The following is a 16,693-nucleotide window of genomic DNA, read 5'->3' on the forward strand; positions in this document are numbered from 1 at the left end:
TGATGACATAAAAAAAATAACAGCGGCAAGTGCCACTGTTATTTTTATTACATTAATAGTGCTATTTATTACTGAATTAAAATAAATATAGACTCACGACCACGTTGCACGCCAAGTACGATATTACCTTTAGTGTTTTCGATAATCTTATTCATATCACGAATAGTCTCTACTCGTTGGCGATTCACTTGCATAATAATATCACCTTCTTCAAGGCCAACACGGGCAGAAGGTGAGCGAGGGTCTACAGACGTAACCTCAACACCTTTATTACTATTTTTTTGCACGTTTTCAAGTGTCGCGCCTTGGAACGCAGGATGCAGCTCTTCGCCTGTCGCTGTAACACCAGATGCACCATCAAGAGTTACTTTTACCGTTTTAATTTTACCATCGCGGTAAATACCAAGTTTTATTTCGCGGCCTTCACCTAGCGTAGCAATTTTGCTGCGCAGCTCGTGGAAACCACTAATATCACCGCCATTAATGCTAACAATTACGTCACCTGCTTTTATACCTACTTTACTTGCGGCAGTGTCGTCCATTACTTGCATTACATAAGCACCTTGTTTAACGTCAAGTTGCTGTGCTTTAGCAAGGCCTGCATCAAGCGGGCGGCCAGAAATACCCAGCGAACCTCGGCGTACTTCACCGTGTTCAACAATTTGATCAACTAAGTTTTTCATCATATTTGATGGGATGGCAAAACCAATACCAACGTTACCGCCAGAAGCACCTAAAATAGCAGTGTTAATACCAATCAATTCACCGTTTAAGTTAACTAATGCACCACCAGAGTTGCCTTGGTTAATAGCAGCATCGGTTTGAATGAAATCTTCGTAGCCCTCAATATTTAAACCACTACGGCCAAGAGCACTAACAATACCAGATGTAACTGTGTGGCTAAGTCCAAATGGGTTACCAATAGCGACAGCAAAGTCGCCCACTCGTAAACTATCTGAATTTGCGAGTTTTATTTCAGTTAAGTCATTAGCGTCTATTTGTAAAAGAGCGATGTCTGATTCTGTATCAGTACCAATTTTAGTTGCTTCAAATTCACGGCCATCTTCGAGGGTTACTACCATTTTTTCGGCATCTTGGATTACGTGATTATTAGTGACTACATAACCCTCATCAGCATCAATAATTACCCCAGAGCCTAATCCACTAAATTGACGCTTTTGACTGCGAGGCTGTTGCTGTCCAAAAAAGTATTCAAGCGGATCTGCACGGCGGCGTACTTCTTTTGAGCCTGAAACTTGGATACTTACAACACCTGGAGATATTTTCTCTAGCATGGGGGCAAGAGTTGGTAGTTGTTGACCATTTACTGCAATTGGCATTTTTGCATAAGACGCTACTGGGCTCATTAACAAGCTTGTAGATAAAATAGCTGCGCTGATAAGTGATAATTTCATTTTCATAGTCAGGGGTAACTCCACTTAAGATAAAGCAAAACAAAAAGGGCTACTTTACAGCAGCCCTTTTCAGTTTATTAAGATAAAACAACAAAGCTGTTATATCTAAAGACTATGGGGTCAAAAAAAAGTTCATCAAGATGCTTTAGAATGTTCTGAAACTTTATTTTGACCAGCAAATAAACCTGATTCACCTGATACATAATCAGCTGGTTGTGCTGCGGCTGTAGAACGATCGCATTGACGCTCTTTTAATGAAGCCTGCAGTTGTTCTGTTGTTTCTTTTGAAAAGAATGGTTCAGCTGGTGCTTTATTTCTATCTTCTAGAAGAAGCTGGTTTGTTTCTTCAACGTGACTAAGCAGTTGATCATAGTTTTCTTTCATTTTATTTACGAGCTTACCAGTATTCGCTAAATGATCAGCTACATCTTGGCGATACTGCTCTAACGCATTTTCAGCTTGCTCTGCTTGCTCTTTTAATTCATCTTGTTTGAACTGTTTTTTAGTAACAAATGCGCCAATAAAAAATGCTACAACAGCAACAATAACAATCAAACCTACCCACATAACTGTGCCCATAAAAACTACCCCTTTGGGAAAATAACTAACGAATGCCGATTCAATTATAAATCATACTAAGTGTAATATACCCCGAGTTATGATGCGTGTTAATATGCTTTGCAAATTAAACTGTGTTTTAACTGTAAATAGATATGACTCCTTGGCAAACATACCAACAAGACTTAAAGCGAGATGACTTTGTACACGACGCAGCACAAGAAAATGCTGTGCGCCATTTACAACGTCTATACGATGACCTAACTCAGACAAAGCCAAAACAAAAAGGCTTTTTTGCTAAGCTATTTAGTAAAGAAGAACCTGCGCCTGTAAAAGGTTTGTACTTTTGGGGGGGAGTAGGGCGTGGTAAAACTTATTTAGTTGACACTTTTTACGAATCATTACCGGGCACACGTAAAATGCGTGTGCACTTTCATCGATTTATGCACCGAGTGCATAACGAGCTTAAAAAGCTAAATAATACGGCTAATCCATTAGAAAAAATTGCTGACACTTTTAAAGCAGAAACAGACATTATTTGCTTTGATGAGTTTTTTGTACAAGACATTACTGATGCCATGCTATTAGGTGGCTTAATGGAAGCGCTATTTGCACGGGGCATAGTACTTGTAGCAACCTCTAATATAGTGCCAGATGAACTTTACAGAAATGGCTTACAGCGAGCTCGTTTTATGCCAGCTATTGAGCTTGTTAAAAAAAATACCGAGATAGTTAATGTAGATTCAGGTATCGATTATCGCTTACGTACTTTAGAGCAAGCTGAAATTTTTCATAGTCCGTTAGATGAAGATGCGGATAAGAACCTATTTGAGTACTTCGATAAGTTATCGCCAGAGCCAGGGCAATTAGATGAGCCGATAGAGATAGAAGGGCGAAAAATCAAAACGCGTAAAGTAGCTAAATGCGTTGTGATGTTTGAGTTTAGTGAATTGTGCGAAACAGCACGTAGCCAGGTCGATTACATGGAGATTAGCCGCTTATACAATACGGTGATTATTTCTAACGTAAAACAGCTAGGTCAAACTAATGATGATGCTGCTAGACGTTTTATTGCTTTAGTGGATGAATTTTACGAGCGCCATGTAACTTTAATTATATCGGCTGAAAAACCTATTACCGAACTTTATACCCAAGGTAATTTAAATTTTGAATTTAAGCGTTGTATTAGTCGTTTACAAGAAATGCAATCCTTAGAATATTTAGCTAGAGAGCATTTAGTTTAAATAAGTAAGTAAATGTGTAATAGGGCAACTATAAAAAAAGAGGTACATATATAGTATTTCTTATTTCTGAAATTTCTTGTGGAAAAAACAACCGGCGAGTAGCAATGTGTTTTAAGTGCTGGTATACTCCCGCGTCTGCCACGTTGCGTTCTATGTCCTCATATAGTCTAGCCACTTGTGAGCGGCGCAAAAGTCTAAAACTCGAAGGGGTTATAGCAAACTTAGAGCAGTAGTTAATATTAACTACTTGTGGTTTTAATTGAAAAACATTGGATTTTTATAAATGAAAACGTTTGTTGCTAAACCAGAAACAGTAAAACGTGACTGGTACGTAGTTGACGCTGAAGGTAAAACTTTAGGTCGCATCGCTACTGAAATCGCTCACCGCCTACGCGGTAAGCATAAAGCTGAATACACTCCTCACGTAGATACTGGTGATTACATCATCGTTATCAACGCTGAAAAAGTTACTGTAACTGGTAACAAATTCAAAGATAAAGTGTACTACGCTCACTCTGGTTTTCCAGGTGGCCTTAAGTCTACTACTTTTGATAAACTTCAAGCTGCAAAGCCTGAAATGATCATCGAGAAAGCTGTAAAAGGCATGTTGCCACGTGGTCCTTTAGGCCGCGCTATGTACCGTAAACTTAAAGTTTACGCAGGTACTGAGCATAACCATGCTGCACAACAGCCTCAGGTTCTAGACATTTAAGGAGCACCATCATGGCAAATCAATACTACGGTACAGGTCGTCGTAAAAGTTCAAGTGCTCGCGTATTCTTACGCCCAGGCACTGGTAACATCGTAATCAACAAACGCTCTCTAGAAGAGTATTTTGGTCGCGAAACAGCACGCATGGTTGTTCATCAAGCTCTTGAGCTAGTTGATATGACTGAAAAATTTGACCTTTACATCACCGTTTCTGGTGGTGGTACAACTGGTCAAGCTGGTGCTATCCGTCACGGTATCACTCGTGCACTTATGGAGTTTGACGAGTCACTACGTCCACAACTTCGTAAAGCAGGTTTTGTTACACGTGATGCACGTAAAGTTGAACGTAAGAAAGTGGGTCTTAAGAAAGCGCGTAAGCGTCCACAGTTCTCAAAACGTTAATCTATACGTTATCAAGAATTCAAAAACCCAGCTTATGCTGGGTTTTTTGTTTTCAAATCAAAAAGTTTACATTTGCTACTTAATTTAAATTTGTTTATAGCGGTCGCCATACTTGGTATTGCTGTAATTAATGATGATCAAATTTATTAATAACTGCGTATTAATCGAACGAAAGTTAAAAAACACTCAGATAGCTGCAAAAAAGTTAAATAATTATCGTAATTAGTTTAAATCCATCAGTTAATTGGTGGAATTTTTTGCTACAATTGGCGTGGAAGTAAAATGAGTGAGTTTAACGACACTATGTACAGTTTTTACTGTTTCCTCTTAGTGGTGTTGATCTCGGTCAGTATATTGTTTTTACAGAAGCGTTATTATAGTCGTTCGGCTTTATTCTCGAGCTAGCTTAATCAAATTTTTGATCAAGTCAGGTTTATTCGAGCATGGGGCTTTGAATAACCTTGTTTTAATCAAGGGTTTTAATTATGATCGCTTCTATTTTAAAAATTTCGAATAATTAACCTGCTGTAACTGATGTTCTCAATATAGCAAGTGTTGAGAATCATAGTGGAGATAAGTGGATGAGCAATGCGCCTGTAGACAATGGCCGACGTCGCTTTTTAACCATAGCTACCTCTGTTGTAGGTGGTGTTGGTGCGGCTGGGGCTGCTGTTCCTTTTATTGCGTCTTGGAATCCAAGTGAGCGAGCTAAATCTGCGGGTGCGCCTGTAGAAGTAGATATCAGCAAACTTGAGCCTGGACAATTAATACGTGTCGAGTGGCGTGGTAAACCTGTATGGGTTGTATCACGTACCCCAAAAATGCTTGAGCAGATGAAAGAACATGAAGGTCAACTTCGTGATCCGCAATCGCAAGAGCCACAACAATTAGAATCATCAACAAATGATTACCGTTCATTACGTCCAGAAATATTTTTGGCTGTAGGTATTTGTACGCATTTAGGATGTTCACCAGGCTTTTTACAAGGTAATTTTGGTGAGAAAGTAGAAGGGACTGATGACGGTTTCTACTGCCCGTGCCACGGTTCTAAATTTGATATGGCTGGTCGAGTATTTCAATCGGTACCTGCACCATTAAACTTAGAAATACCACCTTATACTTTTCTAGATGACACCACTATTTTAGTGGGCGAAGAAAGAGGGGTAGCCTAATGTTTGGTAAGATTATTGGTTGGATAGACGACCGAATCCCAATGACACGTGTTTGGAACATGCACATTGCACAGTATCCAGCACCTAAAAACTTTAACTTCTGGTACTTTTTTGGCTCACTAGCCATGTTAGTACTAGTAAACCAAATCCTAACAGGTATTTGGTTAACGATGAACTTTGTTCCGTCTGCTGAAGGTGCTTTTGCTTCGGTAGAGTACATCATGCGTGATGTAGAATATGGTTGGTTACTACGTTACTTGCACTCAACAGGTGCATCAGCGTTTTTCATCGTTGTATATATGCATATGTTCCGTGGCATGATCTACGGTTCTTACCAAAAACCGCGTGAATTACTGTGGTTATTTGGTATGTTCATTTTCTTAGCGCTAATGGCAGAAGCATTCATGGGATATTTATTACCATGGGGCCAAATGTCGTTCTGGGGCGCACAAGTAATCATTTCATTATTCGGTGCTATTCCGGTTATTGGTGATGACTTAACACTTTGGATCCGTGGTGACTACGTAATATCAGGTGCAACGCTTAATCGCTTCTTTGCATTACATGTAATTGCACTACCACTGGTTATTGTAATCTTAGTTTTCTTACACATTGTTGCTCTACACGAAGTGGGTTCAAATAACCCTGAAGGTATTGAGATTAAACGTAAGAAAGGCTCAGTAGCTGAAGAAGATAAGCCTAAATTTAAATTCCACGAGTATTACACTAACAAAAAAGACATTGTTGATGCGATACCGTTCCACCCTTACTACACAGTTAAAGATATTGTGGGTGTGGTTGGTTTCTTAATACTGTTTTGTTGGGTTGTGTTCTTTATGCCGGCGATGAATGGCTTCTTTTTAGAAGGTCCAAACTTCGAGGCAGCTAACCCACTTAAAACACCTGAGCATATTTTCCCGGTTTGGTACTTTACGCCATTCTATGCAATCTTACGTGCAATCCCTGATAAGTTAATCGGTGTTGCGGCGATGGGTGCATCGATTGTAGTACTTGCATTACTACCTTGGATAGACCGTGGTAGAGTTAAATCGGTTCGTTACCGTTGTGGTTTCCATAAATGGAACATTGCAGGCTTTGTTGTAACTTTCGTTCTTCTTGGTTGGGTGGGTGCAACTCCACAAACTGATATGAAAACGATTATTTCTCAAATCTGTACTGTGACTTACTTTATGTTCTTCGTACTGTTGTTTGTATACAGTAAGAACGAAAAAACTAAGCCATTGCCAGAGAGGTTAACGAAATGATGAAGAAGCTTATTATTGGTTTATTTGCTTTATCAGTAAACTTGTTGCCTAACATGGTTATGGCAGCAGGTCCGTCGGTTCCTTTAATGGAAGCGAATAACGACCTTACTGATCAACCATCTTTACAACGCGGTGCAAAGTTGTTCATGAACTACTGTCTTGGTTGTCACCAAATGCAGTATCAACGTTATGAGCGTACTTTTCGTGATATCGGTATCCCAACAGAAGTTGGTTTAGAGCAGTTAATTTTTGACGGCTCTAAAGTAGGTAGCCATATCACCAACGCAATTACAAAAGACGATGCAGCAAAATGGTTTGGTGCGGCTCCGCCGGATTTAACTCTTATTGCACGTGTAAAATCACCAGATTATATTTACACGTACCTAAAATCGTTTTATAAAGATGAATCTCGCCCGTTTGGAGTTAACAATATTGTTTTTCCATCGGTAGGTATGCCTCATGTTCTTCAAGAACTACAAGGTTTACCAACGCCTATCACTAAAGAAGTAGAAGAACATGGCCACACTGTGACCAAAGTTATTGCTACTGAAACTGATGGTACGGGTGAATTAAGCGTAGATGAATACGACCAAGCGGCTCGTGATTTAACAAACTTCCTTGAGTACGTGGGTGAACCTTCACGTCTTGAATCGGAAGCGCTAGGTATTAAGGTAATAGGATTCTTAATAATTCTATTTATCTTGGCATTTATGCTTAAGAAAGAATACTGGAGAGATGTTCATTAACTTGAACATTTTTAAAGGTAATTTTGCAATAGGGGCTTAAGCCCCTTTTGCTGTTTTAGTTATTTAATGGAGGTATAGGCATGGCCGTAGCTGCCAATAAGCGCCCTGTAATGACCCTTTTTTCTGGTGCTAACTGTATGTATAGCCACCAAGTACGTATTGTACTTGCGGAAAAAGGTGTAAGTGTAGATATTCATTTGGCTGAAAAAGATAACTTGCCAGAAGCACTTCACGAAATTAACCCTTACGGCACAGTGCCAACACTGATTGACCGTGAGCTTGGTTTATACCAGGCAAACATCATCATGGAATACCTTGATGAGCGTTTTCCTCATCCTCCACTAATGCCTGTTTACCCGGTAATGCGTGGTCGTAGCCGCTTAATGATGCATCGTATTGATACTGACTGGTACAGCCTAGCTGACAAAATCAGTAACAACACGTCAGATGCTGCTCAAGCTCGTAAAGAGCTAACAGAAGCATTACTTGCTGTAGCACCTATTTTTAGCGAAGCACCTTACTTTATGAGTGAAGAGTTTAGCTTAGTAGATTGTTATTTAGCTCCACTATTATGGCGTTTACCAGAGTTTGGTATTGAGCTTAATGGTGCAGGTTCTAAAGAGCTTAAAGAGTACATGATCCGTTTATTTGAACGTGAGTCATTCCAAGCCTCTTTAACTGAAGCTGAGCGTGAGATCCGTTTATAATGACGCCTAATCGTCCTTATTTATTACGTGCTTTTTTTGATTGGATAGTCGATAACGAGTGTACACCGCATTTAGTGGTAGACGCTGGGTTTGCAAATGTACAAGTGCCAACACAGTTTGTTCAAGACGGACAAATTGTTTTAAACATAAGTCCATCAGCGGTCACACAGTTTTCGTTAGACTTAACCCAACTTAGCTTCAATGCGCGCTTTGGTGGTCAGCCAATGCAAGTGTATGTGCCTCTAGGTGCTGTGCTTGCAATATACGCGCGTGAAAATGGCGAAGGAACAGTCTTTACTGCAGATGAGTTTTTAGAGGACGAAGACGATTTTGTGCCTGAGCTTGAAAGTGTTGATTCATCAGCTGAATTTATTGATGAAACACCACCAGAAAAGCCACAGAAGAAAAAAGGCTCTCATTTACGCGTTATTAAATAATAAGTAAATGCAAAAAAAAACCGCTTAATAAGCGGTTTTTTTATGTCTGTATTTTACTTTACATATATTCAAATACTTTAATTACCCGCTCTACGCCAGATACATTTCGGGCAATGTTTACAGCTTGAGTAGACTCAGAGTCAGATACTAAACCCATTAAAAATACTTCAGCGTTTTCAGTAACTACTTTAATGTTATTACTGCTAATGTCTTTTGCTGTTAGTAGCTGAGCTTTTACTTTAGATGTTAACCAAGAGTCATGCGTTTGTGTAGTAATGCCAATATTTGAGCCAATACGAATTTGGTTATGTATCTTACGAATACCTGAAACGCCCTCAATGGTACGCTGTGCTTCGTTTCTCATTTCTTCATTAGATACTTGGCCTACAAGTAAAACAATACCGTTAACGCTTACAGCGCTTATATTGGCAAACTTTTCAAGGCGTTCTACTTCGCTAAGTGCAATACTGGCTTTTATTTCAATATTGTTATCGTCAATTTGAGAGCCAATGGTACGGCGATCGTTCGCTGCAGTTACTGCACTGGCTGTACCTGCAACAACAGCAGCTGCGCAGCCTTGTAGTAATACAACAGTACCTAAAACAATAAGAGAGCGTTTAAACATAATTTTCATCCTGAGGGAAAAGCGTTAAATCAACAAGTTCGCTTAAACAATGTAAGTTAACTAAATGGGATTCGATAATGCGGCTAGGGCGTTTTGATGGCGATCTAATTTCAACATCGTTAGGGCCAAGTAGGCCAACCAACTCGCCACCATCATCACCAACCATAACTATGACCTTCATATCTTTAGTTAGTGCTGCTTCAACGGCAGAAATAACATGCTTTTCGTTACCGTTAATAGCCAGTACGAGCAATAAGTCGCCTTGCTGGGCAAAAGCGCGGACTTGACGAGCAAATGTATCGTGATCGTCTACCTGGGTACTTTGCCCAAGATTAACGTTTTCTTGCGATAGAGCGATTGCCGGCAAACAAGGACGCTCGGTTTCATAGTGATTAACCAATACACCCGCCATATGCTGAGCGAGCATGTGGCAATTTGCAGTACCGCAGCAAATGAGTTTATTTCCGTTGATCAGACTTTGTGCAATAGTAAATGCAGCTGACTCAAGCGCACTAGGTAGCACTTCACCAGCAGCGATTTGAACTTGAATGCTTTCTGTAAAAATTTCTTTAATTGTGTCTTGCATAGCCTACCAATAATTTATCTTTGTATTTGCGTTTAAAATACATTTTTAAGCCAATTAATATTAGGAGATGCTTCTCCTGTAATGGCTACATAATCAATTCTTAGTGCTTGGTTAGTTAAATTTTTAGCTGCTAAGTAATGATAAATACTACGTTTTAATCGAGCTTGTTTTTGTGGGCTAAGTGCATAGTTGGCACCGCCACGGGCATTATTTTTGCGAAACTTGACCTCAATGAATACAAGGGTGTCGCCTTCTTTCATAATGACATCAAGCTCGCCAAAGGGGCAGTAATAATTACGTTCAATGGGTGTTAAGCCCTGAGTAACTAAGTATTTTTGCGCTTCAAGCTCATAATACTGGCCTTTTTCGCGACTATTTTGCCACAGCTCTTTAAACCACGACATGCCGCCCCCTTAACTTAATAAAGTTTAATTTATAGTTTGTATATCACCCGCTGATTGCATAAACAATGGTACCGGGCGTTGTGTTTCTAATTGCACAGGCTTAATGCGACGGTTTGTATATTGAGCCCAGTCGAGCATGCGTTCTATATGGCCGCTGGTATTAACAGACAACTTACCACTTAAACCACTATATTGATTGCCTGGCATTACGCTTAACTGTCTAATGTCATGTAATATTGATACTGCATCGTATGCCATTGCAAATAAGCGTTGGCTAATATCAATTTGCTCAGGCCATAGAGAGTTGTACTGCTGGCGTAAATTATGTTGTTTAATTTGTGAATCAAGCATCCACGGTAATTCAGTGAAGTATAGGCCGTCTAAGTCGCCTTTGTCTGTACTGTCAATTTGTTTACTATGACTTTTAGAGCTTGCATAAAGTGGGATACGATCAGCAAATGTACTGACGTTTACATCAAGGTAAGGTTTAATTAAGCGAGTTTCTATTGCATCACCCAAAATATAAATAACGTCTATATCACTGCGTGAACGCGTTTCGTTTTCTACTTCTTGCTTAAATAATGCTTTAACTGTTTGTATGCGATCTTTTGACTTATCAACTTCTAATAAGCTGGTAATTGTGTTCGGCATATCTTTTTTATCGTTATAAAAACCGATTTGCGGCTTGGTTTCGCTGTAGCGTTGCCACTGTAGGTTAAAATAATCAACTAAACGTTGGCCATTGGCATTATTTGGCGCAAGCAGCATAGGCTTTTGATAGCCCTTAGTTAAAAAGTGTTCCAGAGCTTGCTGTACTTCGTGCTCAGGGTTCAATGCAAAGTAATAATGCTGAAGCGAAATGCGCTCACCATCAAAGGTGTTTAAATGCAGTACCGGAGTATCAATAAGAGTTTGTGCATTGGCTAGTTTATCAATATTTGCTTTAAGTAGAGGACCAATTACAAAATCAGGCTTTATTTCTTCAAGTTGCGCTGCAATTTCTTCTGTACTTAAGTTTTCATCAATAAAAATAGTGTCGTTGATAGTTTGCGTATCAAGTGCAGCTAATACGCCAGCTTTAAGGGCATCACCTAAACGTTCGTTAGGGCCCGATTGTGGAAACAACACAACTAAACGCTCTATATTAATTGGGGCGAGCTCAGTAAGCATTTCGTCTTGTTCAGGTAATACAGAAAAAGCCGGATGCCCAATATAGCGTCTGCGCCAATTATTAATTGCTTGGTCTAGCTCCACGCCACTACTAGCATATACTTGATAGTATAGACCAAGGTTTACCCAGCCTTGCTGGATAACCGAACCACGGTTAAAACGTTCAAGCGCATATGAAGAGAGCTGTTTTAAGTTATCCCACAAATATTGATTGAGCTGAGGGATTTCTATATTGTTTTTTGTTGCTGTTTCAGAGGCTCTAAAGAAGTAGGGGGCAGCTTTTTTTGGAAAATTTTGCGATGCATAAATACTGGCTGTTAAAAACTGATGCCAAGCAAAATGCTCAGGTTGAGTAAGTTGTCCGTCTAGCGATTGTAAAATCACCAAAGCTTGATCATTCTTATTCTGTTGTTTTTGTGCAAATGCAATATAAAGACGGTTTTGGATTTGATCAACACTTGCGGTTAATTCAAGCTCATTACCAATTTTCTCTAACAAAGGCCAGTTTTGCTCACTAATTGCAGCATCACGGGCGCTATACAATAACTGTATTTTATCGGCACCTTGGCGGTTTTGCGCCAATTGGTAGATAGATTGCGCACTGGTTGCCTGATTTTGCAGTGCATTAGTGCGGTTACTTACGTTATCGCTGTTTTTAGTTGGTTTTTCGGTTGTGCTACACGCCGATAACCCTGACAATATAATTAATAGACTAACTAGTTTAAGTCGCACAATGATTTCCCAATACGTTAACGCGATTTGCTTATATTACTGACTGACGCAGGAGACCTCAATGTTAAATGAGGAGAATTCACAGAAAATTGGCACTCTTTACATTGTTGCCACCCCAATTGGCAATTATGACGACTTAAGTCACCGTGCCATTGCGACATTATCGCAAGTTGACTTAATAGCTGCTGAAGACACTCGCCATACCGGCAAGCTACTTAGCCACTTTGGAATTAAGGCAAAAACGTTTGCATTACACGACCACAACGAAAAGCAAAAAGCACAACAAATTATTGATCAACTTAATCAAGGTTTAAATATTGCTTTAGTATCTGACGCTGGTACGCCACTAATTAGTGATCCAGGCTACGCGGTTGTAAATCTATGTCGCGAACAAGGCGCTCATGTTACACCTGTTCCAGGTGCATGTGCTGCAATTACAGCCGTATGTTGTTCAGGCTTACCAACCGACCGTTTTCAGTTTATTGGTTTTACGCCAGCTAAAAGCAAAGCTCGCCAAGACTTTTTTACCGAAGCTGTCAACTCAGGTATCACCAGTATAATGTACGAAAGTACGCACCGTATTATGGCAAGCCTTGATGATTTAGCACTAGCCCTTGGTGATGAGCAGCAAGTTGTGTTTGCTAAAGAGCTAACCAAAACCTTTGAAACATTTTTTAATGGTAGTGTAAGTGAGCTTAAACAGTTTTTAACTGATGATCCCACTAAGCAACGCGGCGAAATTGTATTAATGTTGCCGGGCAAACCAAAACTAGTAGACGATGTTCCACCAGAAGCGCGCAAAATGCTGGCACTGCTTGAGAGTGAAATGCCAATGAAAAAAGCCTGTGGCGTTGTTGCTGAATACTTTGGAATGAAGAAAAACGCTTTATACAAAACAATTATTGAAGAAAAAGAGTAAATTTTACTGCGCTTGGTATTAGCCTCATGTATACTGCGCGCCGAGTCAGCCAAGATGATCGCTGCCTGTGACGAAAATGATCAGGGGGAGGAAAGTCCGGGCTCCATAGGGCAGAGTGCCAGCTAACGGCTGGGGGGCGTGAGCCCACGACAAGTGCAGCAGAGAGGAGACCGCCAATCTCGATTGGTAAGGGTGAAAGGGTGCGGTAAGAGCGCACCGGGCCGCTAGTAATAGTTGGTTGCAAGGTAAACTCCACTCGGAGCAAGACCAAATAGGGTTCTATCATTTTAAATAATGAACGCGTGGCCCACGTGAGAACCGGGTAGGTTGCTTGAGCCATAGAGCGATTTATGGCCTAGACGAATGATTATCACTTTCTTCGGAAAGGACAAAACCCGGCTTATAGGCTGACTCACTCATTCAATAAAAAAGCCCGCAGTTAACACTGCGGGCTTTTTTGTGTCTAAATTTTAGTTAATGCAATTTAAGCATTATTAAATAATATTTTTACCTTGTTCTGGGTCTCTTGATTGCTCTGCTTGTTCACGTATTTCGTCGGTATCACTGCTTACATCATCAAGTGTTTTAGTTTGATCAACTGTTTCACTTTTTTCGCTTTGTACTTGCGATGGTTGTTTTTCCTCTAAATTAGAAACATTTTCACTAGGGTCGGTGAGTATAATTCTTTCTCGTGCGTCATCAGGCATGCTGATGTTTTGTTTTGTGAACTCATTGACTAATTCGCGCATAAGCTGGGAAGCTACTTTTAATGGGCTGTGCTGCTCGCTATTAACCCAAAAATACAAAACGAAGTTAATAGTAGATGAGCCTAAGTTTTTTATTAAAACTTGCGCAGGTGGGTCGCTAAGTACCGCATTTTGTTGATTGGCAATAGCTAGGGCAAGAGTTTGTGCGCTGCGTATATCGTTATCATAGCCAATACCAATTTCTACTTTTCCGCGCATTTTTGGATTGGCAGTCAGGTTTTTAATGGTATTTTTATATACCGTCGCATTGGGTATTTGAATATGATTGCCATCGTAATCAACAAGTGTGGTTGCTCTTGCGGTTACTTTTTTAACAACACCTAAACGATTGTCTACTTCAATTACATCGTCGATTTTAAAAGGCCTTTGTATGCTCAGTAATAAACTAGCGATAAAGTTCTCAGCTATGTCTCTAAAGGCAAAACCTAATATAAGTCCTATTAGTCCCGTGCCACTCATAATGGCAACAGCAAACTCGGTAAGCCCTGCTAAACGCAGGAATAAGTACACGCCAAATAAAATAATCAAAGTGCTTATACTACGCCTTACAACTAGATGAACTAGTTTACTGTCAGTCATGTAGTCAATAGGCTTTATAAGCAATCGAGAAAGTGGCCCTGCAATTAAATAGCTTAATGCTAAAAGTATTATACCGAGTAATAGTGTGGGTAATATTTGCGCTGTTGCGTGAAGTAATTGCACAGCTTGTTCATGAAAAAACTGCCACGTAAACACATCGCCTTGAAAACTTTGCGTGCTGGGAGGCGTATTGTTTAAAGCTATAATGTTTGATTGGCTACTAGGCATGGCTTATCGTCCGTGTTTGGTTTTTATAATCGCTAATATTAGGTAAAAGCAAGTTTAGTACCAAATACTTTATTTAACTTGGCAAACATTTTGCTGTAGTAATGTAATACAAATATTGAGGTTTAGAATGAAAGAAGCTAAACGAGGACAGCAAGCTGAGCAGCCTGGTCATATCCCTTTTATAGGTTGGTGGGATATTGTTAAGCGCATTTTTAAGCAAATGAGTGAAGATAACTTATCTATAGTGGCAGCGGGTGTGGCATTTTATGCGTTACTTGCTATTTTTCCGGCCATTGCGGCGATGGTATCTGTGTATGCGTACTTTTCATCCCCCGCAGATATTAGTGATCATTTAAGTAAAATAGTTACTTTGCTCCCACCAAGTACCAGTGAACTAATTTTATCTCAGGTTTCTAGCCTTGCAAAAACATCAAGTGCAAGCTTGAGCTTAAGTGCAATCGGTACGCTTATACTTACTATTTGGAGTAGTTCTAAGGGCAGCCAAGCACTTATTACTGCGTGTAATATTAGTTATCGTGAATATGAAAAGCGTTCATTTTTTAAAGCTCAATTAGTACGCTTTTTATTTTCGGTAGGGGCGATTGTTGTCGCAATTTTTGCGTTATTAATTATTGGTATTTTACCTATTGTACTTAATTTAGTGGGACTAAAAGAAAGTATAGATTTATTAATTAAACTCATCTCTTGGCCATTATTAGCTTTTACCTTTAATTTTGCATTGGTACTTTTATATCGTTATGCCCCACATCGTAAACCGGCCAAATGGCGTTGGATCACGATGGGTTCGTCTATTGCTACTGTACTTTGGATTTTGGCATCTATAGGTTTTTCTTTTTATGTGTCGCGTTTTTCTAGTTACAACGAAACTTACGGCTCACTAGGTGGTGTAGTGATCATGTTGATGTGGTTGTATATCAGCGCTTATATAATCACATTAGGTGCTGTTATTAATGCAGCTACTGAGCAGCAAACAGGTAAAGACAGTACTATAGGCCCAGCTAAAGAGCGTGGGCAGCGAGGCGCCTATGTGGCAGATCACCTCGATGTAAAAAACGAATAGCTATTAGCTAGCTAAGTTAGTGAGAGCCGTAAGCTGCTCTTTAAACTCTTGTGCTGCAGGACCAAGCCTGTCGTTGTCGTTGCACATTAAATATAAATTAAGGGTACGGGTTGTACCTTGGTCTAAATTAAGTGGGATGAGCGTTTTATCTTCAATTAAATGTGCTATTTGTGTTTTTGGCAGCCAAGCGTAACCCAAATTTTGACTAACCATATCAATAGAGTTGCGTAAATGGCTGACTGTCCAGCGCATATCAGCACCTAACCAGCCATCATTGTGACTGGTGTGGGTTGCTGAGTCGCGAACTACTATTTGCCGGTGTAGCTTTAAATCGCGAAAGTTGAGTTGTTCAGTTTGTTGGTGTAATACATGGTCTTTATGCGCAACGGCTATAAACTCTATATCGCATAACGTACTGCAACTAATTCCATAGATAGGAATTGATGAAATGGCTAAATCAACCACTGAGTTATGTAGTAATTCGTTTGCACCGGTTAGCACGCTTTCTACTAAATCAATCTTTAAAAGCGGGTAAAGTTCACTCGTTTTAGCAAGTGCCTGGTATAAAATGGTGTGTGGAAAAACTTCATCAACAGCTATTTTTAATGTGCTTTCTACGCCTTCGCTTAGTGTGCTCGCTACCGATTCTATTTTAGTTGCTTCTTCAATTAAAAATTCAGCTCTGCGTAAAATTAGTTTACCGCTATCGGTTAAAAATGCTTTACGACCTTTTACTTCAAGCAACTTAATTTGCAAGGCGGCTTCAAGTTTTTGAACAGCATGGTGTACGGTTGACTGACTTTTATGTACAGCCGCACTTGCGCCTGCAAATCCGCCGTGATCCACAACCGCTTTAAACATTCGCCATTGCTCTAATGTTGCTTTTGCCATTTTTAAATCCTGTTACTACTTATATCTGATTACTTAACTTGACCGCGCAGACGC

The 16,693-nt window shown here is 39.8% G+C and carries 18 protein-coding genes and 1 other RNA gene; 11 read left to right on the plus strand and 8 right to left on the minus strand.

Annotated elements, in window-relative coordinates:
• Positions 1 to 68: 68 nt before the first annotated feature.
• Together H5118_RS01630 and H5118_RS01635 are read right to left on the minus strand one after the other, a co-directional pair.
• Positions 69 to 1,421 carry a Do family serine endopeptidase gene (locus H5118_RS01630; RefSeq protein ID WP_182747529.1) on the minus strand — a complete coding sequence of 451 codons (1,353 nt, stop codon included), beginning with the start codon at positions 1,419 to 1,421 and terminating at the stop codon, positions 69 to 71.
• Positions 1,422 to 1,550: 129 nt separating this feature from the next.
• The gene (locus H5118_RS01635) at positions 1,551 to 1,994 is read right to left on the minus strand and encodes a YhcB family protein (protein ID WP_002957957.1); all 444 of its coding nucleotides are present in this window, start codon (positions 1,992 to 1,994) and stop codon (positions 1,551 to 1,553) included.
• Positions 1,995 to 2,128: 134 nt separating this feature from the next.
• Here H5118_RS01635 and zapE point away from each other — a divergent pair, with 134 nt between their 5' ends.
• From zapE to H5118_RS01675, 8 genes are all read left to right on the plus strand, one after another.
• Positions 2,129 to 3,217 carry a cell division protein ZapE gene (gene zapE / locus H5118_RS01640; RefSeq protein ID WP_002957958.1) on the plus strand — a complete coding sequence of 363 codons (1,089 nt, stop codon included), beginning with the start codon at positions 2,129 to 2,131 and terminating at the stop codon, positions 3,215 to 3,217.
• A 283-nt stretch (positions 3,218 to 3,500) separates the two neighbouring features.
• Entirely contained in the window at positions 3,501 to 3,929 is a 429-nt protein-coding gene (gene rplM / locus H5118_RS01645) for a 50S ribosomal protein L13 (protein WP_002957960.1), read from the plus strand.
• A gap of 8 nt (positions 3,930 to 3,937) precedes the next feature.
• On the plus strand, positions 3,938 to 4,330 hold the full coding sequence (rpsI, locus tag H5118_RS01650; protein WP_024595789.1) for a 30S ribosomal protein S9: 393 nt from the start codon (positions 3,938 to 3,940) through the stop codon (positions 4,328 to 4,330).
• A 581-nt stretch (positions 4,331 to 4,911) separates the two neighbouring features.
• Complete coding sequence (gene petA / locus H5118_RS01655; RefSeq protein WP_002957962.1) at positions 4,912 to 5,502, plus strand: ubiquinol-cytochrome c reductase iron-sulfur subunit; 591 nt, start codon at positions 4,912 to 4,914, stop codon at positions 5,500 to 5,502.
• Positions 5,502 to 6,767, plus strand: coding sequence for a cytochrome b N-terminal domain-containing protein (locus tag H5118_RS01660; protein ID WP_002957963.1), 1,266 nt, complete (start codon positions 5,502 to 5,504; stop codon positions 6,765 to 6,767). Before petA ends, H5118_RS01660 begins: the two co-directional genes overlap by 1 nt.
• Entirely contained in the window at positions 6,764 to 7,513 is a 750-nt protein-coding gene (locus H5118_RS01665; protein WP_002957964.1) for a cytochrome c1, read from the plus strand. Before H5118_RS01660 ends, H5118_RS01665 begins: the two co-directional genes overlap by 4 nt.
• Positions 7,514 to 7,593: 80 nt before the next feature.
• Entirely contained in the window at positions 7,594 to 8,220 is a 627-nt protein-coding gene (sspA, locus tag H5118_RS01670; RefSeq protein WP_002957965.1) for a stringent starvation protein SspA, read from the plus strand.
• The gene (locus tag H5118_RS01675; protein ID WP_002957966.1) at positions 8,220 to 8,657 is read left to right on the plus strand and encodes a ClpXP protease specificity-enhancing factor; all 438 of its coding nucleotides are present in this window, start codon (positions 8,220 to 8,222) and stop codon (positions 8,655 to 8,657) included. The genes sspA and H5118_RS01675 overlap by 1 nt, the downstream gene beginning before the upstream one ends.
• Before the next feature lie 58 nt (positions 8,658 to 8,715).
• Here the strand turns inward: H5118_RS01675 and dolP are convergent, their stop codons facing one another.
• Genes dolP through H5118_RS01695 form a run of 4 tightly spaced genes read right to left on the minus strand, consistent with a single transcriptional unit; the run spans position 8,716 to position 12,174 of the window.
• A complete protein-coding gene (gene dolP / locus H5118_RS01680; RefSeq protein WP_039485369.1) occupies positions 8,716 to 9,282 on the minus strand; it encodes a division/outer membrane stress-associated lipid-binding lipoprotein in 567 nt (188 codons plus the stop codon).
• The gene (locus tag H5118_RS01685; protein WP_002957968.1) at positions 9,275 to 9,868 is read right to left on the minus strand and encodes an SIS domain-containing protein; all 594 of its coding nucleotides are present in this window, start codon (positions 9,866 to 9,868) and stop codon (positions 9,275 to 9,277) included. Before H5118_RS01685 ends, dolP begins: the two co-directional genes overlap by 8 nt.
• A 32-nt stretch (positions 9,869 to 9,900) precedes the next feature.
• A complete protein-coding gene (locus H5118_RS01690) occupies positions 9,901 to 10,272 on the minus strand; it encodes a YraN family protein (protein WP_182694726.1) in 372 nt (123 codons plus the stop codon).
• 24 nt (positions 10,273 to 10,296) lie between these two features.
• Complete coding sequence (locus H5118_RS01695) at positions 10,297 to 12,174, minus strand: penicillin-binding protein activator (RefSeq protein ID WP_182747531.1); 1,878 nt, start codon at positions 12,172 to 12,174, stop codon at positions 10,297 to 10,299.
• A gap of 61 nt (positions 12,175 to 12,235) precedes the next feature.
• Here H5118_RS01695 and rsmI point away from each other — a divergent pair, with 61 nt between their 5' ends.
• Together rsmI and rnpB are read left to right on the plus strand one after the other, a co-directional pair.
• The gene (gene rsmI, locus H5118_RS01700; RefSeq protein WP_154903851.1) at positions 12,236 to 13,093 is read left to right on the plus strand and encodes a 16S rRNA (cytidine(1402)-2'-O)-methyltransferase; all 858 of its coding nucleotides are present in this window, start codon (positions 12,236 to 12,238) and stop codon (positions 13,091 to 13,093) included.
• A gap of 41 nt (positions 13,094 to 13,134) precedes the next feature.
• Positions 13,135 to 13,512: RNase P RNA component class A (gene rnpB, locus H5118_RS01705), an RNA gene on the plus strand.
• A 75-nt stretch (positions 13,513 to 13,587) separates the two neighbouring features.
• On the opposite strand, the gene H5118_RS01710 is transcribed toward rnpB, so the two are convergent.
• On the minus strand, positions 13,588 to 14,667 hold the full coding sequence (locus tag H5118_RS01710) for a mechanosensitive ion channel family protein (RefSeq protein ID WP_182719892.1): 1,080 nt from the start codon (positions 14,665 to 14,667) through the stop codon (positions 13,588 to 13,590).
• Positions 14,668 to 14,794: 127 nt separating this feature from the next.
• Between H5118_RS01710 and H5118_RS01715 the strand changes: the two genes are divergently transcribed.
• On the plus strand, positions 14,795 to 15,748 hold the full coding sequence (locus tag H5118_RS01715; protein WP_182670939.1) for a YihY/virulence factor BrkB family protein: 954 nt from the start codon (positions 14,795 to 14,797) through the stop codon (positions 15,746 to 15,748).
• Between the two features lie 3 nt (positions 15,749 to 15,751).
• Here the strand turns inward: H5118_RS01715 and H5118_RS01720 are convergent, their stop codons facing one another.
• Positions 15,752 to 16,639 carry a LysR family transcriptional regulator gene (locus tag H5118_RS01720; protein ID WP_002957976.1) on the minus strand — a complete coding sequence of 296 codons (888 nt, stop codon included), beginning with the start codon at positions 16,637 to 16,639 and terminating at the stop codon, positions 15,752 to 15,754.
• Positions 16,640 to 16,693: the final 54 nt, after the last annotated feature.

The organism is Pseudoalteromonas sp. SR41-1 (genome assembly GCF_014164015.1).
Taxonomy (GTDB): domain Bacteria; phylum Pseudomonadota; class Gammaproteobacteria; order Enterobacterales; family Alteromonadaceae; genus Pseudoalteromonas; species Pseudoalteromonas distincta.

What these genes read in the sequence shown, in the direction of transcription:
- H5118_RS01660 (WP_002957963.1), top strand. Translation starts at nt 5,502, where the DNA reads ATGTTTGGTAAGATTATTGGTTGGATAGACGACCGAATCCCAATGACA.
- rsmI (WP_154903851.1), top strand. Translation starts at nt 12,236, where the DNA reads ATGTTAAATGAGGAGAATTCACAGAAAATTGGCACTCTTTACATTGTT.
- sspA (WP_002957965.1), top strand. Translation starts at nt 7,594, where the DNA reads ATGGCCGTAGCTGCCAATAAGCGCCCTGTAATGACCCTTTTTTCTGGT.
- H5118_RS01665 (WP_002957964.1), top strand. Translation starts at nt 6,764, where the DNA reads ATGATGAAGAAGCTTATTATTGGTTTATTTGCTTTATCAGTAAACTTG.
- petA (WP_002957962.1), top strand. Translation starts at nt 4,912, where the DNA reads ATGAGCAATGCGCCTGTAGACAATGGCCGACGTCGCTTTTTAACCATA.
- H5118_RS01635 (WP_002957957.1), bottom strand. Translation starts at nt 1,994, where the DNA reads ATGGGCACAGTTATGTGGGTAGGTTTGATTGTTATTGTTGCTGTTGTA.
- zapE (WP_002957958.1), top strand. Translation starts at nt 2,129, where the DNA reads ATGACTCCTTGGCAAACATACCAACAAGACTTAAAGCGAGATGACTTT.
- dolP (WP_039485369.1), bottom strand. Translation starts at nt 9,282, where the DNA reads ATGTTTAAACGCTCTCTTATTGTTTTAGGTACTGTTGTATTACTACAA.
- H5118_RS01685 (WP_002957968.1), bottom strand. Translation starts at nt 9,868, where the DNA reads ATGCAAGACACAATTAAAGAAATTTTTACAGAAAGCATTCAAGTTCAA.
- H5118_RS01720 (WP_002957976.1), bottom strand. Translation starts at nt 16,639, where the DNA reads ATGGCAAAAGCAACATTAGAGCAATGGCGAATGTTTAAAGCGGTTGTG.
- H5118_RS01630 (WP_182747529.1), bottom strand. Translation starts at nt 1,421, where the DNA reads ATGAAAATGAAATTATCACTTATCAGCGCAGCTATTTTATCTACAAGC.
- H5118_RS01710 (WP_182719892.1), bottom strand. Translation starts at nt 14,667, where the DNA reads ATGCCTAGTAGCCAATCAAACATTATAGCTTTAAACAATACGCCTCCC.
- H5118_RS01690 (WP_182694726.1), bottom strand. Translation starts at nt 10,272, where the DNA reads ATGTCGTGGTTTAAAGAGCTGTGGCAAAATAGTCGCGAAAAAGGCCAG.
- H5118_RS01675 (WP_002957966.1), top strand. Translation starts at nt 8,220, where the DNA reads ATGACGCCTAATCGTCCTTATTTATTACGTGCTTTTTTTGATTGGATA.
- H5118_RS01715 (WP_182670939.1), top strand. Translation starts at nt 14,795, where the DNA reads ATGAAAGAAGCTAAACGAGGACAGCAAGCTGAGCAGCCTGGTCATATC.
- rplM (WP_002957960.1), top strand. Translation starts at nt 3,501, where the DNA reads ATGAAAACGTTTGTTGCTAAACCAGAAACAGTAAAACGTGACTGGTAC.